13 protein-coding genes are annotated in these 16,006 nt (G+C 67.4%); 10 read left to right on the forward strand and 3 right to left on the reverse strand.

What is annotated here, in order from left to right:
- The first annotated feature begins 109 nt into the window (after positions 1 to 109).
- Positions 110 to 1,087, forward strand: a complete 978-nt coding sequence (locus RS883_RS12390) for an SPOR domain-containing protein (protein WP_315760494.1) — start codon at positions 110 to 112, stop codon at positions 1,085 to 1,087.
- A gap of 34 nt (positions 1,088 to 1,121) precedes the next feature.
- On the opposite strand, the gene serB is transcribed toward RS883_RS12390, so the two are convergent.
- Positions 1,122 to 2,003, reverse strand: coding sequence for a phosphoserine phosphatase SerB (gene serB, locus RS883_RS12395; protein WP_409977348.1), 882 nt, complete (start codon positions 2,001 to 2,003; stop codon positions 1,122 to 1,124).
- A 118-nt stretch (positions 2,004 to 2,121) separates the two neighbouring features.
- On the opposite strand from serB, the gene miaA reads away from it, so the two are divergent.
- The 5 genes from miaA to RS883_RS12420 all read left to right on the forward strand — a co-directional run bounded on the left by miaA (position 2,122) and on the right by RS883_RS12420 (position 7,486).
- A complete protein-coding gene (miaA, locus tag RS883_RS12400; protein ID WP_315760495.1) occupies positions 2,122 to 3,039 on the forward strand; it encodes a tRNA (adenosine(37)-N6)-dimethylallyltransferase MiaA in 918 nt (305 codons plus the stop codon).
- Positions 3,040 to 3,116: 77 nt separating this feature from the next.
- Positions 3,117 to 4,880, forward strand: a complete 1,764-nt coding sequence (locus tag RS883_RS12405) for an acetolactate synthase 3 large subunit (protein ID WP_315760496.1) — start codon at positions 3,117 to 3,119, stop codon at positions 4,878 to 4,880.
- A 115-nt stretch (positions 4,881 to 4,995) separates the two neighbouring features.
- Positions 4,996 to 5,511 (forward strand): acetolactate synthase small subunit, encoded by a 516-nt coding sequence (ilvN, locus tag RS883_RS12410; RefSeq protein WP_315760497.1) that lies wholly within the window; start codon positions 4,996 to 4,998, stop codon positions 5,509 to 5,511.
- A gap of 218 nt (positions 5,512 to 5,729) precedes the next feature.
- Positions 5,730 to 6,749 carry a ketol-acid reductoisomerase gene (gene ilvC, locus RS883_RS12415; RefSeq protein ID WP_315760498.1) on the forward strand — a complete coding sequence of 340 codons (1,020 nt, stop codon included), beginning with the start codon at positions 5,730 to 5,732 and terminating at the stop codon, positions 6,747 to 6,749.
- Between the two features lie 107 nt (positions 6,750 to 6,856).
- Entirely contained in the window at positions 6,857 to 7,486 is a 630-nt protein-coding gene (locus tag RS883_RS12420) for a YceI family protein (RefSeq protein ID WP_315760499.1), read from the forward strand.
- 289 nt (positions 7,487 to 7,775) lie between these two features.
- Here RS883_RS12420 and RS883_RS12425 read toward each other — a convergent pair whose 3' ends face one another.
- Positions 7,776 to 8,174, reverse strand: a complete 399-nt coding sequence (locus tag RS883_RS12425) for a BLUF domain-containing protein (protein ID WP_315760500.1) — start codon at positions 8,172 to 8,174, stop codon at positions 7,776 to 7,778.
- Positions 8,175 to 8,483: 309 nt separating this feature from the next.
- On the opposite strand from RS883_RS12425, the gene leuA reads away from it, so the two are divergent.
- On the forward strand, positions 8,484 to 10,163 hold the full coding sequence (leuA, locus tag RS883_RS12430) for a 2-isopropylmalate synthase (protein WP_315765120.1): 1,680 nt from the start codon (positions 8,484 to 8,486) through the stop codon (positions 10,161 to 10,163).
- Between the two features lie 269 nt (positions 10,164 to 10,432).
- Positions 10,433 to 11,995, forward strand: a complete 1,563-nt coding sequence (locus tag RS883_RS12435; protein WP_315760501.1) for a hypothetical protein — start codon at positions 10,433 to 10,435, stop codon at positions 11,993 to 11,995.
- Between the two features lie 45 nt (positions 11,996 to 12,040).
- Here the strand turns inward: RS883_RS12435 and folE are convergent, their stop codons facing one another.
- Positions 12,041 to 12,667, reverse strand: coding sequence for a GTP cyclohydrolase I FolE (gene folE / locus RS883_RS12440; protein WP_315760502.1), 627 nt, complete (start codon positions 12,665 to 12,667; stop codon positions 12,041 to 12,043).
- Positions 12,668 to 12,881: 214 nt separating this feature from the next.
- Here folE and RS883_RS12445 point away from each other — a divergent pair, with 214 nt between their 5' ends.
- A complete protein-coding gene (locus RS883_RS12445) occupies positions 12,882 to 15,554 on the forward strand; it encodes a TonB-dependent receptor (RefSeq protein ID WP_315760503.1) in 2,673 nt (890 codons plus the stop codon).
- Positions 15,555 to 15,708: 154 nt separating this feature from the next.
- Positions 15,709 to 15,984: an SWIB/MDM2 domain-containing protein gene (locus tag RS883_RS12450; protein ID WP_315760504.1), complete on the forward strand. Its 276-nt coding sequence runs from the start codon at positions 15,709 to 15,711 to the stop codon at positions 15,982 to 15,984.
- Positions 15,985 to 16,006: the final 22 nt, after the last annotated feature.

Genomic DNA, 16,006 nt, shown 5'->3' on the forward strand with positions numbered 1-16,006 from the left:
CGGGTTAAAGACTAGGAAAGCTTTGCCAACGATGGTTGATGGACGTTATTCATGTGCCGTCCAGGGTGGGGTGTTTTCCATGCGCATGCCGTTGTTTGTCGCCGCCATGATGTCAGGGGCGATCGCCGTCGCTGCTCCGATCCAGACGCAGGCGCCCGCCGCGGCGGTGAAGACCGGGGTCGATTCCTGGTCGCGCGGTGAATACAAGAAGGCCGTAGAACTGTGGCGCGGCCCCGCGGTCGCGGGCGACGCCGATGCTCAGTTCAACCTGGGTCAGGCCTACAAGCTCGGCCGCGGCGTTCCCACCGATCTTGCCATGGCCGAGGAATGGTATCGCAAGGCGGCGCTCCAGGGTCATCGCCAGGCCGAGGACAACTACGGCCTTGCGCTGTTCCAGAACAACAAGCGGTCCGAAGCGGTGAAGTGGCTGGAGAAGTCCGTCGCCCGCGGCGAACCGCGCACGCAGTTCGTGCTCGGCACGATGCTCTTCAACGGCGACGTCGTTCAAAAGGACTGGGTTCGCGCCTATGCGCTGATGGTGCGCGCCAACGCGACCGGCCTGCCCCAGGCGGGCGCAACGCTGGCGCAGATGGATCGCTATATCGGGCTTCAGGAGCGGCAGCAGGGCCTCGCGCTCGCCCGCCGCTACGAAACCGAAGCGGGCCGTGCGCCGATCGCGGTGGCTGAAGCGGACCAGCCGGCACGCGGCACGGTCGCGACAGCCGAGCCTCCGCCCTCGCGCACCACCCCGCCGCCGGCGGCGACCACGCCGCGTCCCGCGCCCGTTCGCGCCGCGCCTGTCGCGGCAGCGCCGAAGCCGGCTACGCCCAAGCTGACTCCTGCGCCCGCCGCCGCGCGCAAGGACGGCGGCTGGCGCATTCAGCTCGGCGCGTTCCGCGAGCCCGGCAACGCGCGCGATCAATGGTCGAAGGTCGCCGGCAGCCTCTCCGGCGCGCAACCCTATTATGTAAAGGCGGGCACCGTCACCCGCCTGCTCGCCGGCCCCTATGGCTCCAGCGCCGAAGCGGCGCGAGCTTGCGCGGTCGCAAAGCGCAGCGGCGTCGCCTGCCTGCCGGTGCGAGGCTGAACTCGTGCTCCCGCCTGCGCGGGAGCACGGAGCCTCAGCCCTCCACCCACTCCGCGCGCTTGATCCCCTGCGCATAGAGCAGCGCGGTCAGGTCGCCATGATCCACCCGCGCGCCCGCTGCCGTGGCGACGATCGGCTTGGCGTGGTAAGCCACCCCCAGCCCCGCCGCGCGGATCATCGGCAGGTCGTTGGCGCCGTCGCCCACCGCCATCGTCTCCGCCAGATCGAGCCCGCGCTCCGCCGCCACCGCTCGCAATGTCGCTTCCTTGGTGGCGGAATCGACGATCGGCCTGGCGACCGCGCCCGTCAGGCGGCCGTCCTCGATCAACAGCGTGTTCGCGATCACCTGGTCGAAGCCGATCTCCGCGCCGACCGGCTCGGCGAAGCGCGTGAACCCGCCCGAGACCAGCACCGCATGCCCGCCCCGCGCGCGCATCGTCCGGATCAGCGTCCGCGCGCCCGGCATCAACGTCACCCGCTCCGCCAGGCACCGCTCGATCGCGCTTTCCTCAAGCCCCTTGAGCAAGGCGACCCGGGCATCGAGCGCCGCGGCAAAGTCGAGCTCGCCGCGCATCGCCCGCTCGGTCACTTCGGCGATCTGCGGCTTGATCCCGGCATAGTCGGCAAGCTCGTCGATGCATTCGACCGGGATCATCGTCGAATCCATGTCGGCGACGATCAGCCGCTTCTCGCGATGGGCGGCGGGCTGAACGAAAACGTCGACGCCCTCGAACACGCCCTCGAGCGCCTGACGCGCGGCAGCCATGTCGCCGGTGAACGGGATGTCGGCGGCGATGCAGTCGTCGAGCCAGACCGCTTCTTCGCACGTCAGGCCTGCGTCGCCGAGACGTGCCAGCGCCGCCAGGAGCATGTCGCTGTCCAGCCAGGTGCCGATCAGCGTTGCGATAGCGTCCATTCTTATCCTCGTTCGTGCTGAGCCCCTCGACGACGCTCGGGACATGCTTGTCGAAGCACCGCCCTTTCTCCAGAGGAAGAAAGGCCCTTCGACAAGCTCAGGGCGAACGGTGGGGACGATGACCGGCAATCCCAAGCTCGCGCTCATTGCAGGGCCCACGGCCAGCGGCAAGTCCGCGCTCGCGATCGCGCTGGCGAGGGCATCGAACGGCACCGTCATCAACGCCGATTCCGCACAGGTCTATCGCGACCTGCGCATCCTTTCCGCCCGCCCCTCGCCGGGGGAGGAGGCGCAGGCGCCGCATCGCCTGTTCGGCTATATCGACGGTGCCGAGAGTTGCTCCGCCGCCCGCTGGGCCGCCGATGCGCGGACGGAGATAGACGCGGCGCACGCTGACGGACGCGTGCCGATCCTCGTCGGCGGCACCGGGCTTTATCTGCGCACGCTGCTCGACGGCATCGCGCCGGTGCCGCCGATCGACCCGGCGATCCGCGCCGAGGTTCGCGCGCTGCCCGTCGCCGAGGCTCACGCCGCGCTCAGCCGAGAGGACCCGGAGGCGGCCGCCCGCCTCGCTGCGGCCGATACAACCCGCGTCGCCCGCGCTTTGGAGGTCGTTCGCTCGACCGGGTGCCCGCTCTGGCGGTGGCAGGCGGCGCGAGAGGGCGGCATCGCCGAGCGGGTCACGCTTCGCCCGCTCATCCTGCTGCCCGATCGCGAGTGGCTGTTCGCGCGCTGCGATGCCCGTCTGGCGACGATGTTCGAGGACGGCGGTGTCGAGGAAGTTCGAGCGCTTCTCGCCCGCGACGACCTGTCCGCGGACGCGCCGATCCGCCGCGCGATCGGCGTGCCCGAGATCGCCGCCTGGTTGGCCGGCGAGACGGATCGCGACACCGCGCTGGAGCGCGCGCGGCTGGCGACTCGCCAATATGCCAAGCGCCAGTTCACCTGGTTCAGGAACCAGCCGCCGGCAGATTGGCCTCGCGCAGCAGGGATGCCGACACCTAATTTGTTAGATTATTTCTCATTTGATGGTTGACGCGTATTTTTCATGCGGCTAGCAGCGCCGCTCCCGCGATGCTATCGCGGCGCAGCATATTGGAAGGAGCAAGGGCCGTGACCGAGAAGAGTGGAGCCGATATCCTTGTCGAGGCGCTGACCGACCTCGGCGTGGAAGTCGTCTTCGGCTATCCGGGCGGGGCGGTGCTTCCGATTTACGACGCGCTGTTCAAGAACGGCCGCGCGAAGGGCGAGCGCGCCATCCGCCACATCCTCGTGCGGCATGAGCAAGCCGCGACCCACGCCGCGGAGGGGTATGCGCGCGCCACGGGCAAGCCCGGCGTGGTGCTCGTGACGTCAGGACCCGGCGCGACCAACGCCGTCACCGGCATCACCGACGCGCTGCTCGACTCGATCCCGATGGTCGTCATCACCGGTCAGGTGCCGACGACGCTGATCGGCTCCGACGCGTTCCAGGAGGCCGACACCGTCGGCATCACGCGCCACTGCACCAAGCACAACTACCTGGTGAAGGACCCCGCGCGGCTGGGCGACGTAGTGCATGAGGCGTTCCACATCGCCACCTCCGGCCGCCCCGGCCCGGTGGTGATCGACATTCCCAAAGACGTGCAGGTCGCGACCGCCAAGTATCGCAAGCCCGGCCCGATCCAGCACAAGACCTATCGCCCGCAGGTGAAGGCCGAGCGTTCGCTGATCGAGGCGGCGGTGGACATGATCGCCGCGGCAGAGCGACCGATCCTCTACACCGGCGGCGGCATCATCAATGCGGGGCCGGGCGCGTCGCAGATGCTGCGCGAACTCGCCCGCATCACCGGCGCGCCCGTCACCTCGACGCTGATGGGCTTGGGCGCCCTTCCCGCCTCCAGCCCGCAATGGCTGGGGATGCTGGGGATGCACGGCACGTACGAGGCCAATCACGCGATGAACCAGGCCGACCTGGTCGTCGCGATCGGCGCGCGCTTCGACGATCGCGTGACCGGCCGCCTCGATGCGTTCGCGCCCAACAGCCGCAAGATCCACATCGACATCGACCGGTCGAGCATCAACAAGATCGTCCGCGTCGACCTGTCGATCGTCGCCGATGCCGGCCGCGCGCTGGAGGACATGGTGCATGTCTGGAAGGCGCGTCAGTATGCCAAGCCCGACCTGTCCGAATGGTGGCGGCGCATCGACGGCTGGCGCGCGGTCCGCTGCCTCGACTTTCCCGAGAATGGCGAAGCGATCATGCCGCAGCGCGCCGTCCGCGCGCTCTATGAAGCGACGAAGCATCGCGCGCCGATCATCACGACCGAGGTCGGCCAGCACCAGATGTGGGCTGCTCAGCATTTCGGGTTCGAGGCGCCGAACAAATGGCTGACCTCCGGCGGGCTCGGCACGATGGGCTATGGCCTGCCCGCCGCGATCGGCGCGCAGATCGGCAATCCGGGCGCGCTCGTCATCGACATCGCCGGCGAAGCGTCGATCCAGATGAACATCCAGGAGCTGGCGACCGCGACCCAGTACCGGCTGCCGGTCAAGATCTTCATCCTCAACAACGAATATATGGGGATGGTCCGCCAGTGGCAGGAGCTCACCTATGAGAGCCGCTATGCCGAAAGCTATTCGGACAGCCTGCCCGACTTCGTGAAGCTGGGCGAAGCCTATGGCTGGAAGGGGATCCGGATCGAGCGGCCCGATCAGCTCGACGCCGGGATCGCCGAGATGCTCGCGCATGACGGCCCCGTGATCGTCGACTGCATGGTGGCAAAGCTCGCCAACTGCTTTCCGATGATCCCGTCGGGTGCGGCGCACACCGACATGATCCTCCAGGCCAACGAAGTGTCGGGCACCATGGACGACGAGGCCAAGGCGCTGGTTTGATCGACTTCTCCCCTCCCGCTTGCGGGAGGGGTCGGGGGTGGGCCTGTTTCTGCGGCACCGCTTCCGACATCCCCACCCCCTGCCCCTCCCGCAAGCGGGAGGGGGGAGTTCGAAGATGCACATCCGCGAGGAACAACGCGAACGCCACACGCTGGCCGTTCTGGTCGACAACGAACCCGGCATCCTGGCGCGGATCGCCGGGCTGTTCTCGGGCCGCGGCTACAATATCGAGAGCCTGACCGTGACCGACGTGTCGGAGGACGAGGCGGTCAGCCGCATCACCATCGTCACCTCGGCCAGCCCCACCACGCTGGAGCAGGTGATCGCCCAGCTCGACCGGCTGGTACCCGTCCACAAGGTCGTCGACCTCACGGCCGCGGGCCCGCATGTCGAGCGCGAACTGGCGCTGGTGAAGGTCAAGGGCACCGGCGATCACCGGATCGAGGCGCTGCGCCTGGCCGACGTGTACCGCGCCCGCGTCGTCGACGCGACCACGACCAGCTTCGTGTTCGAAGTCACCGGCGGCACCGAGAAGATCGACAAGTTCGTCGAGCTGATGCGCGAGGTCGGCCTGATCGAGGTCGCGCGCACCGGCATCGTCGCCATCGCCCGCGGGATCGAGGCGGCCTGATTTGAAGCGCCCTCTCCCCCGCTTGCGGGGGAGAGGGTTGCGAAGACTTGGCGGCTTTGCCGCCTAGTCGCAGCTGGGAGAGGGGGAAGCGCGCCGATGGCGCGCGCGAGGCAGCGCCTCGCATCACCCCTCTCCAACTTCGGCTAAGCGGCGTCGCCGCTAAGCCTTCGTATCCTCTCCCCTCGCCGGGGAGAGGGAAAGGGAAACGGAGAAAAAGAATGCGTGTCTATTACGATCGCGACGCCGACCTGAACCTCGTCACGGGCAAGAAGATCGCCATCCTGGGCTATGGCTCGCAGGGCCACGCCCATGCGCAGAACCTGCGCGATTCGGGCGTCGCCGAGGTCGCGATCGCGCTTCGTCCCGGCTCCGCCTCGGCCGCGAAGGCCGAAGCGGCTGGCTTCAAGGTGCAGCCCAACAAGGAAGCGGCGCAGTGGGCCGACATCCTGATGATCCTCGCCCCCGACGAGCATCAGGCCGCGATCTATGAGAACGACATTAAGGGCAACATGAAGCCCGGCAGCGCGCTCGCCTTCGCGCACGGCCTCAACGTCCATTTCGGCCTGATCGAGCCGCCGGCGGACATCGACGTCATCATGATCGCGCCCAAGGGGCCCGGCCATACCGTCCGTAGCGAGTATCTCCGCGGTGGCGGCGTCCCCTGCCTGATCGCCATCCATCAGGACGCCAGCGGCAACGCGCACGACGTCGCGCTCGCTTATGCCAGCGGCGTCGGCGGCGGCCGCTCGGGCATCATCGAGACCAACTTCCGCGAGGAGTGCGAGACCGACCTGTTCGGCGAGCAGGCGGTCCTGTGCGGTGGCACCACCGCGCTGGTCCAGGCCGGGTTCGAGACGCTGGTCGAGGCGGGCTATGCCCCCGAAATGGCCTATTTCGAGTGCCTGCACGAGCTCAAGCTGATCGTCGACCTGATGTATGAGGGCGGCATCGCCAACATGCGCTACTCGATCTCGAACACCGCCGAGTTCGGCGACATCAAGACCGGCCCGCGCATCATCACCGAAGAGACCAAGAAGGAAATGAAGCGCGTGCTCGCCGACATTCAGTCGGGCCGCTTCGTCCGCGACTTCGTGCTCGACAACCGCGCCGGCCAGCCCGAGCTGAAGGCCAGCCGCGGCGCCGCCAAGCGCCACCAGATCGAGCAGGTCGGCAGCGAGCTGCGCGCGATGATGCCGTGGATCGGCGCCAACAAGCTGGTCGACCAGACCAAGAACTGATCGAACGGCGAACGGTGCGATCGGGAAACGCACCGTTCGCCGTCTTGGCGTTTGACTTCCCCGCCCTGCCGGACGACCAACGGCGCGTCCACAAACGGGGAAGTCACATGCGCAAGACGCTCGCCATTCTCGCCATCGCCATTGCCGCACCGCTCGCGGCCCAGTCGGCCGCGCCGCAGCTTCCGGGTCAGAAGGATGCGTCGCGCATCACCGGCGGCACCTATCAGGCCGACAGCGGCCACTCGCTCATCGAGTGGGAAGTCAACCATTTCGGCTTCAACGACTATTTCGGCCTGTTCGGCGACGTCGCCGGCACGCTGGTGTTGGACCCGAAGAACCCCGCCTCGGCCAAGGTCGACGTGACCATCCCCGTGTCGAAGGTCGTGACCGCCAGCCAGGGCCTGACCTCCCATCTGCTGCGTCCGGGCAAGGACGGCGGCAAGCCCGACTTCTTCGGCGCCAGCCCCGCCGCGGCGCGCTTCGTATCGCAGCATATCGTCGTGAAGGGCACCGAGGCGACGATCCACGGGAACCTGACGCTCAACGGCGTGACCAAGCCGGTCACGGTCGAGGCCGAGTTCGTCGGCGCGGGTGCCAATCCGATGAGCAAGAAGGAAACCGTCGGCTTCCACGGCGAAGCGACGATCAAGCGCAGCGACTTCGGCGTGATGGGCGCGCTGCCCGTCGTGTCGGACGAGGTCAGCCTCGACATCACCATAGCCTTCGAAAAGGCGTGACCCGGGCGCGCGCCGCGCAGCTTAGGGTCTGTACTCGATCAGCACAGGGTCGTGACGGAGCGGATTTTGGCGCAGGGCTAGGAGCAAGGAGGGAGCGATGCCAAAGCATCGTGACCGACGCGCGACGCCGCCCTGCGCCAAAATCCGCCCGCCGCGAAGCGGTCGCCCGTGGAAAACCATCGAGCGTCGTCGCTTGCTTGCGGGTAGCGCAGCTACCCGGCTGCGCCGTGCTCCTCGTCGATGGTCTTCCACGGGCGATCACGATCCCTGTGCTGATCGAGTACAGACCCTAAGCTGCGCGGCGCGCCTCGACGAACCCGGCGAACGTCGCGCGCACCGCGGGCGACGCCGCCGCGGTCAGCGCTTCGACACGGGCGAGCAATGCGTCGCCGTCATGACCGGGCGCGGCATGTGCCATCTCCCATGCGCCGAACTCGCGTTCAGTGACCGCCCGCCGCGACAGCACGACGACGGCGCGGTGGCGCGGGTCGCGCTCGATCCGCTTGAACGCCGCCTCGACATTCGTCGTCTCGCCCTCCAGCACCTGAAGGAAGCGGCGCTGGTCGGCATAGAGCATGCCCGTCAGCCCCTGCGCACGGTTGTTCCGGCGCGACACCTCCAGGATCGAGGCGATATCGCCCGCCGCAGCCCCGCGCGCCGCGCTGCTGACATAGACCAGTTGCTGCATCACTCGCACCTTCACGAACGCCCCCCGGCGCAAAGAACGGCGTAGTCGCAAAATCTTACCGAATGATGCGCGCCCTTGCTTCCCGTCACCCCGGCCGTGAGCCGGGGTGACGGGAGACGAGACACTGGACGCCCCGCCCCCGTCATGGCATGCCGCGCGCGATGTTCGACGCGCGCACCCTGGCCCTGCGACTAGCCCGCCCTTAGGGGCGGCGACGCATTGCGTGCCCCTAAGGGTGAACTCGGCCACCATTTCCTCATGCGGCGCATCGCGGCCTTTGCCCTGCGCCAGCGCGTGAAAGGCGAACCCATGTTGCGCGACCCGTCGACCAAATACCGTCCCTTCCCTGCCGTCCCCCTTCCCGACCGCCAATGGCCGTCGCGAACGATCGACCGCGCGCCGATCTGGCTGTCGACCGACATGCGCGACGGCAATCAGGCGCTGATCGATCCGATGGATGCCGAGAAGAAGCAGCGCTTCTTCGACCTGCTCGTCCAGGTCGGCCTCAAGGAGATCGAGGTCGGCTTCCCCAGCGCCGGCGCGACCGAGTTCGACTTCATCTCGGGGCTCGTCCGGTCGGGCCGCATTCCCGACGATGTGACGGTGCAGGTTCTCACGCAATCGCGCCGCGACCTGATCGAGAAGAGCTTCGAGAGCCTGGAGGGCGCGCCGACCGCGATCGTCCACCTCTACAACGCCGTCAGCCCCGCCTGGCGCCGCATCGTCTTCGGCATGACCCAGGACGAAGTGCGCGAGATCGCGATCACCGGTGCCAAGATCCTGCGCGACGAGGCCGGCAAGCGGCCCGGCACGCACTGGCGCTTCGAATACAGCCCCGAAACCTTCTCGACCGCCGAGCTCGACTTCAGCCTGGAGGTGTGCGCGGCGGTGATGGACGTGCTGCGCCCCACCGCCGAAGACCCAATCATCTTCAACCTGCCCGCCACGGTCGAGGCGGCGACGCCCAACGTCTATGCCGACCAGATCGAATATTTCTGCCGCAACGTCCCCAACCGCGACGCGGTGCTCGTCTCGCTCCACACGCACAACGATCGCGGGACCGGCGTGGCAGCGTCGGAGCTCGGCCTGCTCGCCGGCGCCGACCGGGTTGAGGGCTGCCTGTTCGGCAATGGCGAGCGGACGGGCAATGTCGATCTCGTGACGCTGGGGCTCAACCTCTACACGCAGGGGGTCGATCCCGGCCTCGACTTCTCCGACATCGACCGCGTCATCAAAACGGTCGAATATTGCAACGCGCTCCCCGTCCACCCGCGCCACCCCTATGCCGGCGACCTCGTCTTCACCGCGTTTTCGGGCAGCCATCAGGACGCCATCAAGAAAGGCTTCGCGGCCCAGGCGGCACGCAACGACGACTATTGGGAAGTACCCTACCTCCCGATCGACCCTGCGGACCTGGGTCGCAGCTATGAAGCGGTGATCCGCGTCAACTCGCAGTCGGGCAAGGGCGGCGTCGCCTGGGTGCTGGAGCAGGACAAGGGGCTGAAGCTTCCCAAGCGGCTCCAGGCCGATTTCAGCCGCCACGTCCAGGCGCTCGCCGACGAGACCAGCCGCGAACTCGACGCCGCCGACATCTGGCAGGCGTTCGCCCGCACCTATCGCCTCGACGGCGAGCAGCATTTCGCGCTCCAGGCCTATGAGGAAACGCGTGCGCCCAATGGCGACCGCATCTTCGCGGGCCATGTCGATGCCGGCGGCGAGGCACGTTCGGTCAGCGGGCGCGGCAATGGCCTGATCTCGAGCGTGCTCGCCGCGCTCGAGGGTGGGTTCGGCATTGCGCTGTCGGTGGTCGACTATTCCGAGCACGCGATCGGCACCGGCTCCGACGCCCGCGCCGCCGCCTATGTCGAATGCCGCGACGCCGAGGGGCGGACGCACTGGGGCGTCGGCATCGACGAGGATGTGGCGACCGCGAGCGTACGAGCGGTGCTGTCGGCGGCGAACGGGACGCGTGTACATCCTCTCCCTTGAGGGGAGAGGATAGCGAAGCTTGCCGCGTCAGCGGCTAGCGCAGCTTGGAGAGGGTGAGCGGCGCGAGAGCGCCGCGCGACCGCGGGGCGGTCGCTCACCCTCACCCAGCTTCGACTAGGCGGCAGAGCCGCCAAGTCTGCGCAACCCTCGCCCTTCAAGGGAGAGGGCAGGAAGGTTCCCCCTTCCCGCCTAATCGGATCGCTTATGGGCAGCCTCCACCGACGCTGCCAAACCCGCACCCCACGCAATCACAGCGACAGGAGTGTGCGATGGTGAACGCGATTGATGGTGGCGGCTACTCGTCGGTCAGGCCTATGCCCCCCGCCGCCGCCCCCGCCGCCCGATCCGTGGTCGAGGCGCGGATCGAGGAAACCGCGCTGTTCGCGCAGGAATATCACGGCGACCCCACCTATCCCATTTCCGAAACGATGGCCGACCCGTCGCTCAGCCAGGCGCAGAAGGACGAGTTCCTCGCCCGCGTGACCGACCTCGCGACGGGAACCGACGGCGGCTATTCCACCGATCTCGGCACGCTCGACGACCGAGCGCGTCAGGAACTGGTCACCTCCTTGGAGGAGATCGGCGTGGCCTATACCGGTTCGGCCACACCCGAACTGCGCGATCAGGTGACCGCCGCGATGGGCCGCAACATCGATTCCGGCCGCATCACTGCCGACCAGATCTCGGCGCTGGTGGATCCTTCGGTCAATCCTGCCTCCGACGGTGTGCGCCAGCTGCTGACGACCGCGACCGACGGCGCCGTGCTTCAGAACGTCGCCTATGACCTTTACGGCGCGTCGCTGCGGCTCGGCACCGATCTCGACAGCCAGGATGGTGCCGCGGGCCAGCTTTCGCTCGTCGCCGCGGCCGACATCGCCGGCATGGCGGCCGAGCATGGCTACAGCGCCGCCGCCAATGGCGTTACCGCGCATCTCGCCGACAACCCCGACCTGCTTGAGACGATCGATCGCCTGCCGATGAACGTCTATGGCACCACCCCGCCGGGTCGCGGCGGCTTCGACGCGGTCGCGTCGGCGCTTGCGGGCACCAACAACCTGTTCGCGCAGGACAAGTTCGACACCGTTTTCAGCGCCATGGTGGACAAGGCGGGCGCCGACGGCACGATCAGCACCGGCGAGGGCCTGAACGCACTCGGCGACTATTTCGCGCGTCATACCGGGCGGCTGAACACCGAGGCGGGTTATGCCGGCGGCTGGAATGAAGCGGCCGAGGATGCCAAGCCGCCGACGCCCTATGACGGCCTGTCTGAACGCTTCGTGCGCAACGTCATGCTGGGCGAGGACTTCAGCAACACCGCGGTCAACGACGCGATCGCGGACGAGCTGTCGCGGTCGGGCGCGGTGGTCGGCGCGCCGGACGGCCAATATGCCCCGAACGAGGCGGAGCGGACCGAGGCCGCGCTCCAGTTCGGCACACTCATCGGCTCGCTACAGGGCGCGGCCAACGCCTATGTCGCCGCGGAGAAGAGCGGCGCGGAGGAGACCGCCGGCAATGTCCGCCTCGTCACCGACCTCATCACCGACAAGGCGCTGAGCAAGACCGGCCCGCTTGGCCAGGCGTTCGGCGGCGAACTGATCGACCGAATCGAGTCGGCCTATGTCGACTCGGCGACGACAGCGGCGTCCGACGATGTCGACGCGCAGATCGGCAATCTCAACGAACTGAGCCAGGTCATCAACGACGCGATGGTGGCCGAGCTGCGGGAAAACTTCCCCGCGAATACGGCGAACGAGACGGGCGTGAACGGCCCGGGCATCGTCATCGACTATGAATCGACCGTGGACATCCACCGGACCAACCCGGCGGAGTGACCGGCCGACCAGTCCGTCCCGAGCCGACGCTCGGGACGGACAGGATCAGGCGCCCTTTCGCATCAGCGCCAGCACTTCCTTGCGGCTGCGTTCGTCGTCGCGGAACACCCCCATCATCCGGCTGGTCGTCATGACCACGCCCGGCGTGCGCACGCCGCGCGACGTCATACAGCCATGCGTCGCCTCGATCACCACCGCCACGCCGCGCGGCTTGAGGTGTGTCCAGATGCAGTCGGCGACCTCGGCGGTCAGCCGCTCCTGAACCTGCAGTCGCCGTGCATAGCCGTGCAGCACGCGCGCGAGCTTCGAGATGCCGACAACATGGTCCTGCGGCAGATAGGCGATGTGCGCGCGGCCGATGATCGGCGCCATGTGATGCTCGCAATGCGACTGGAACGGGATGTCGCGCAGCAGCACGATCTCGTCATAGCCGCCCACCTCCTCGAACACGCGCTCCAGGTGCCGGGCGGGATCGTCGCCATAGCCGGCGCAATACTCCCGCCACGCCTTCGCCACCCGCCGCGGCGTGTCGATCAGGCCCTCGCGGGTCGGGTCGTCGCCCGACCAGCGGATCAGCGTGCGGATCGCGTCGGTCACCTCGGTCGGGATCTCAACCTCTGGCAGGCCGGCGATCAGGTCGCCGTCACCGGCAGCATCGGGTTCGTGGGTCATGCTGATCCTTTAGAAGCGCGGCGCCGCAAACGCTACGGCGGCTGTGTCACCGGCAGGGCACAGGCCGGACCCGAACTTGGAAAGATGCGGGTCGTCCGCGAATTTGCGTAACGGCGCCATTGACCCACGTGAAATCCACGCATTACGCTCCGCTCTCAATACCGACGAAGAACCGACCGGCCAAAGCCGGGGGTCGTCGCAAGAGGGGATCAAGATGAAGGCTCGACTGCTCGCCGCCAGTGCGATCGCCATGCTGACCACGGCGCCCGCCTTCGCACAGACCGTCCAGTCCAGCGACCAGGCCGCGAGCGACGCGACCGGCGCCGGCTCGGTCAACCAGTCGGGCGCCAACGACTATCAGTCGGCCAACGATATCGTCATCACCGCCACGCGCCGCAACGAGACGGTACAGGACGTTCCCGTCGCCGTTACCGCGGTCGGCAGCGAGCTGCTCGACAATGCCGGCGTCGTCGACATCCGTGGGCTGGAACAGCTCGCTCCCTCGCTCCAGACGTCGACCGGCCAGTCCTCGGCAACGGGCACCACCATCTATATCCGCGGCATCACGACGGGCGGCGACAATCCCGGGTTCGAGCCCGCGGTCGGCGTGTTCATCGACGGCGTGTTCCGCGCGCGTGCCGGCATCGCCGTCGCCGAGCTGCCCGAGCTGGAGCGGGTCGAGATCCTGCGCGGGCCGCAGGGCACGCTGTTCGGCCGCAACACCTCCGCCGGCGCGCTCAGCATCTTTACCGCCCAGCCGCAGTTCGACCTCAAAGGCTATGTCGAGGGGAGCTACGGCAACTACAACGCCTATGAGGTGAAGGGGGGGCTGACCGGCCCGGTTTCGGACAAGCTCGCGCTGCGTCTGGATGGCGGATATCGCAAGCGCGACGGCTTCATCCGCGACGTCAACAGCGACCGCGCGATCAACGACGTCAATCGCTGGTATGCGCGTGGTCAGGCGCTGTTCGACGGCGGCGCGACCACCTTTCGCCTGATCGGCGACTATTACGAAACGGACGAGAATTGCTGCGGCGCGATCAGCGTCGTGCGCGGCCAGACCGCCGGCGCGATCCAGGCGATCGCCGCGGCGCAGGGCCTGACCGGCCTCTACACCGGCGACCCGTCGGAGCGCCGGCAGGCGATCAGCCCCAACCGCGATTATTCGGAGCGGGTGCGCGACTGGGGCATCTCCGGCGAGCTCAACACCGAGATCGGCGACGCCAAGTTCACCTCGATCACGGCCTATCGCCAGTGGCGCGCGCTTCGGAACCAGGACATCGATTTCTCGGGCATCGATCGCGCCTATCGCGAGGGGTACCGCACCCAGCTCAAGGACTTCACGCAGGAGCTTCGCCTGCAAGGGTCGGCGTTCGGCGGCAAGCTCGACTGGCTGATCGGCGGCTTCTACCTCAATGAATCGAACAGGCTGCGCGACACCGTGCGGGTCGGCAACGAGGCCAATCGCTATGTCGACACGCTGCTCGGCGGCGTGCTCGCCGCGCCGCCGACGGCGGGCGGCATCGGTCGGCGCGCTCAGTTCTTCGGCACCGCGCCCATCCCCACCTTCGGCCAGCTCGCCGCCTCGTTCCAGGGCGGGCCGGCGATCCCGGCGGGTTCGGTCCCGCTGTTCAGCCAGCTCCTCCTTCTGCAAAGCCCGCAGCTTCTTGCTGCGGCGCAGGCGAACCCGGCGCTGTTCGCCTATTTCAACACGCCGCTCGTCGGCAACGCGGCGGGCCAGGGCAACAACGACGACAATTTCGAGGTAAAGACAAACGCCTTCGCGATCTTCACCCACAACATCATCAACGTGACCGACAAGCTGTCGATCACGCTGGGCGCGCGGTACAATTACGAGAAGAAGGAGCTGACCGCCTCGATCAACAACGACCTCGCGGCTTGCGGTTTCTATTCGAGTGCCGACCCGCGCGCGGTGACGCTGCGCAACGCGATCCGCCAGGCGAGCCCGGCGCTGTTCACCAACCTGTTCCTGCTGAGCTGCAACCCGGCGGTGAACCCCGAGTTCAACGGCAACTATACCGACGATCGCGACGAGAGCCGCGTCACCGGCACCGCCAAGATCGCGTACAAGTTCAACCCCGACATACTCGGCTATGCAAGCTATGATCGCGGCTACAAGTCGGGCGGCTACAACCTGGACCAGGCGACGTTCGACTCCGTCGTGCTGGGCGGCAACGGCGCGCAAGGGTCCGACCTCGCGTTCGGCGGCGAGACGGTCGACGCGTTTGAGATCGGCCTCAAGACCAGCCTGACGCGCCAGTTCACCTTCAACGTCGCCGCCTTCTACCAGAAGTTCTACGACCTCCAGTCGCTCGTCTTTGCCGGCAACAACTTCGTCGTCCAGAACGTGCCGAAGACGATCAGCAAGGGCGTCGAGCTCGAATCGATCGTCCAGCCGGTGCGCGAGCTCGTGATGCGGCTGGGCTACAGCTATATCGACGCCGCCTATGCCGACAGCAACGACTTCACCGGCACGCCGCTTCAGGGTCAGGAGGGGCTCCAGATCCAGAACCAGCCGAGGCACACCGTCAGCATCGCGACCACCTGGACGCCGGCGCTGACCGACCGGCTCAACGCGCTGTTCCATGTCGACATGCGCTACAACAGCGAGGTCAGCATCCCGTCCGGGCCGCCGAACCCGGTCACCGGCCGCACCGCGATCTACAACCAGGGCTATCCGCTCATCTCCGCGCGCGTCGGTGTCCAGACCGAGGATCGGACCAAGAGCCTGGAATTCTTCGTCGAGAACCTGACCAACCAGTTCTACTACATCACCGGTTTCGCGGTGCCGGAGCAGACGGGCACCTATGCCGGCTACCCCGGCATGCCGCGCTTCTACGGCGTGCGCGCGCGGGTCGGCTTCTGAGCTTTCCTGTTGCGTGCACGCAACAAGCCCTGTGGATCGGTCGGTTCGCCGCGGCTCGGCATGTCGAAAACCGCTTGATCTTGGGCCGGAAGGTCGGAACAGTCATGACAGATACGACCGCACTGTCGCGGGACGTAGCGTGAATGGGGGGCGTATGGCCAAGGAAGCGACTGCAGCTAAGGGTGGAGCACGCGGCGGGATTGCCACGCCGGTGACGCCGTCGCCCGAGCTGGCCGAGATCGTGGGCAAGGGCCCGCTGCCGCGCAGCGAGGTCGTCAGCAAGATCTGGGAATATATCAAGAAGCATGACCTGCAGAACCCGCAGGACAAGCGCGAAATCCTGGCGGACGACAAGCTCGAGAAGATCTTCGGCAAGAAGAAGGCGAGCATGTTCGAGATGAACAAGCATCTGAGCGCGCACCTGAAGTAATCGGGCGCCGCCGACGCGGAAT

Origin of the sequence: Sphingomonas sp. Y38-1Y, assembly GCF_032391395.1 — a bacterium.
Lineage (GTDB): Bacteria > Pseudomonadota > Alphaproteobacteria > Sphingomonadales > Sphingomonadaceae > Sphingomonas.

Coding starts and splice junctions, on each gene's coding strand:
- RS883_RS12390 (WP_315760494.1), top strand. CDS start 110: ATGTCAGGGGCGATCGCCGTCGCTGCTCCGATCCAGACGCAGGCGCCC.
- serB (WP_409977348.1), bottom strand. CDS start 2,003: ATGGACGCTATCGCAACGCTGATCGGCACCTGGCTGGACAGCGACATG.
- miaA (WP_315760495.1), top strand. CDS start 2,122: ATGACCGGCAATCCCAAGCTCGCGCTCATTGCAGGGCCCACGGCCAGC.
- ilvN (WP_315760497.1), top strand. CDS start 4,996: ATGCACATCCGCGAGGAACAACGCGAACGCCACACGCTGGCCGTTCTG.
- ilvC (WP_315760498.1), top strand. CDS start 5,730: ATGCGTGTCTATTACGATCGCGACGCCGACCTGAACCTCGTCACGGGC.
- RS883_RS12420 (WP_315760499.1), top strand. CDS start 6,857: ATGCGCAAGACGCTCGCCATTCTCGCCATCGCCATTGCCGCACCGCTC.
- RS883_RS12425 (WP_315760500.1), bottom strand. CDS start 8,174: ATGCAGCAACTGGTCTATGTCAGCAGCGCGGCGCGCGGGGCTGCGGCG.
- leuA (WP_315765120.1), top strand. CDS start 8,484: ATGTTGCGCGACCCGTCGACCAAATACCGTCCCTTCCCTGCCGTCCCC.
- RS883_RS12435 (WP_315760501.1), top strand. CDS start 10,433: ATGGTGAACGCGATTGATGGTGGCGGCTACTCGTCGGTCAGGCCTATG.
- folE (WP_315760502.1), bottom strand. CDS start 12,667: ATGACCCACGAACCCGATGCTGCCGGTGACGGCGACCTGATCGCCGGC.
- RS883_RS12445 (WP_315760503.1), top strand. CDS start 12,882: ATGAAGGCTCGACTGCTCGCCGCCAGTGCGATCGCCATGCTGACCACG.
- RS883_RS12450 (WP_315760504.1), top strand. CDS start 15,709: ATGGCCAAGGAAGCGACTGCAGCTAAGGGTGGAGCACGCGGCGGGATT.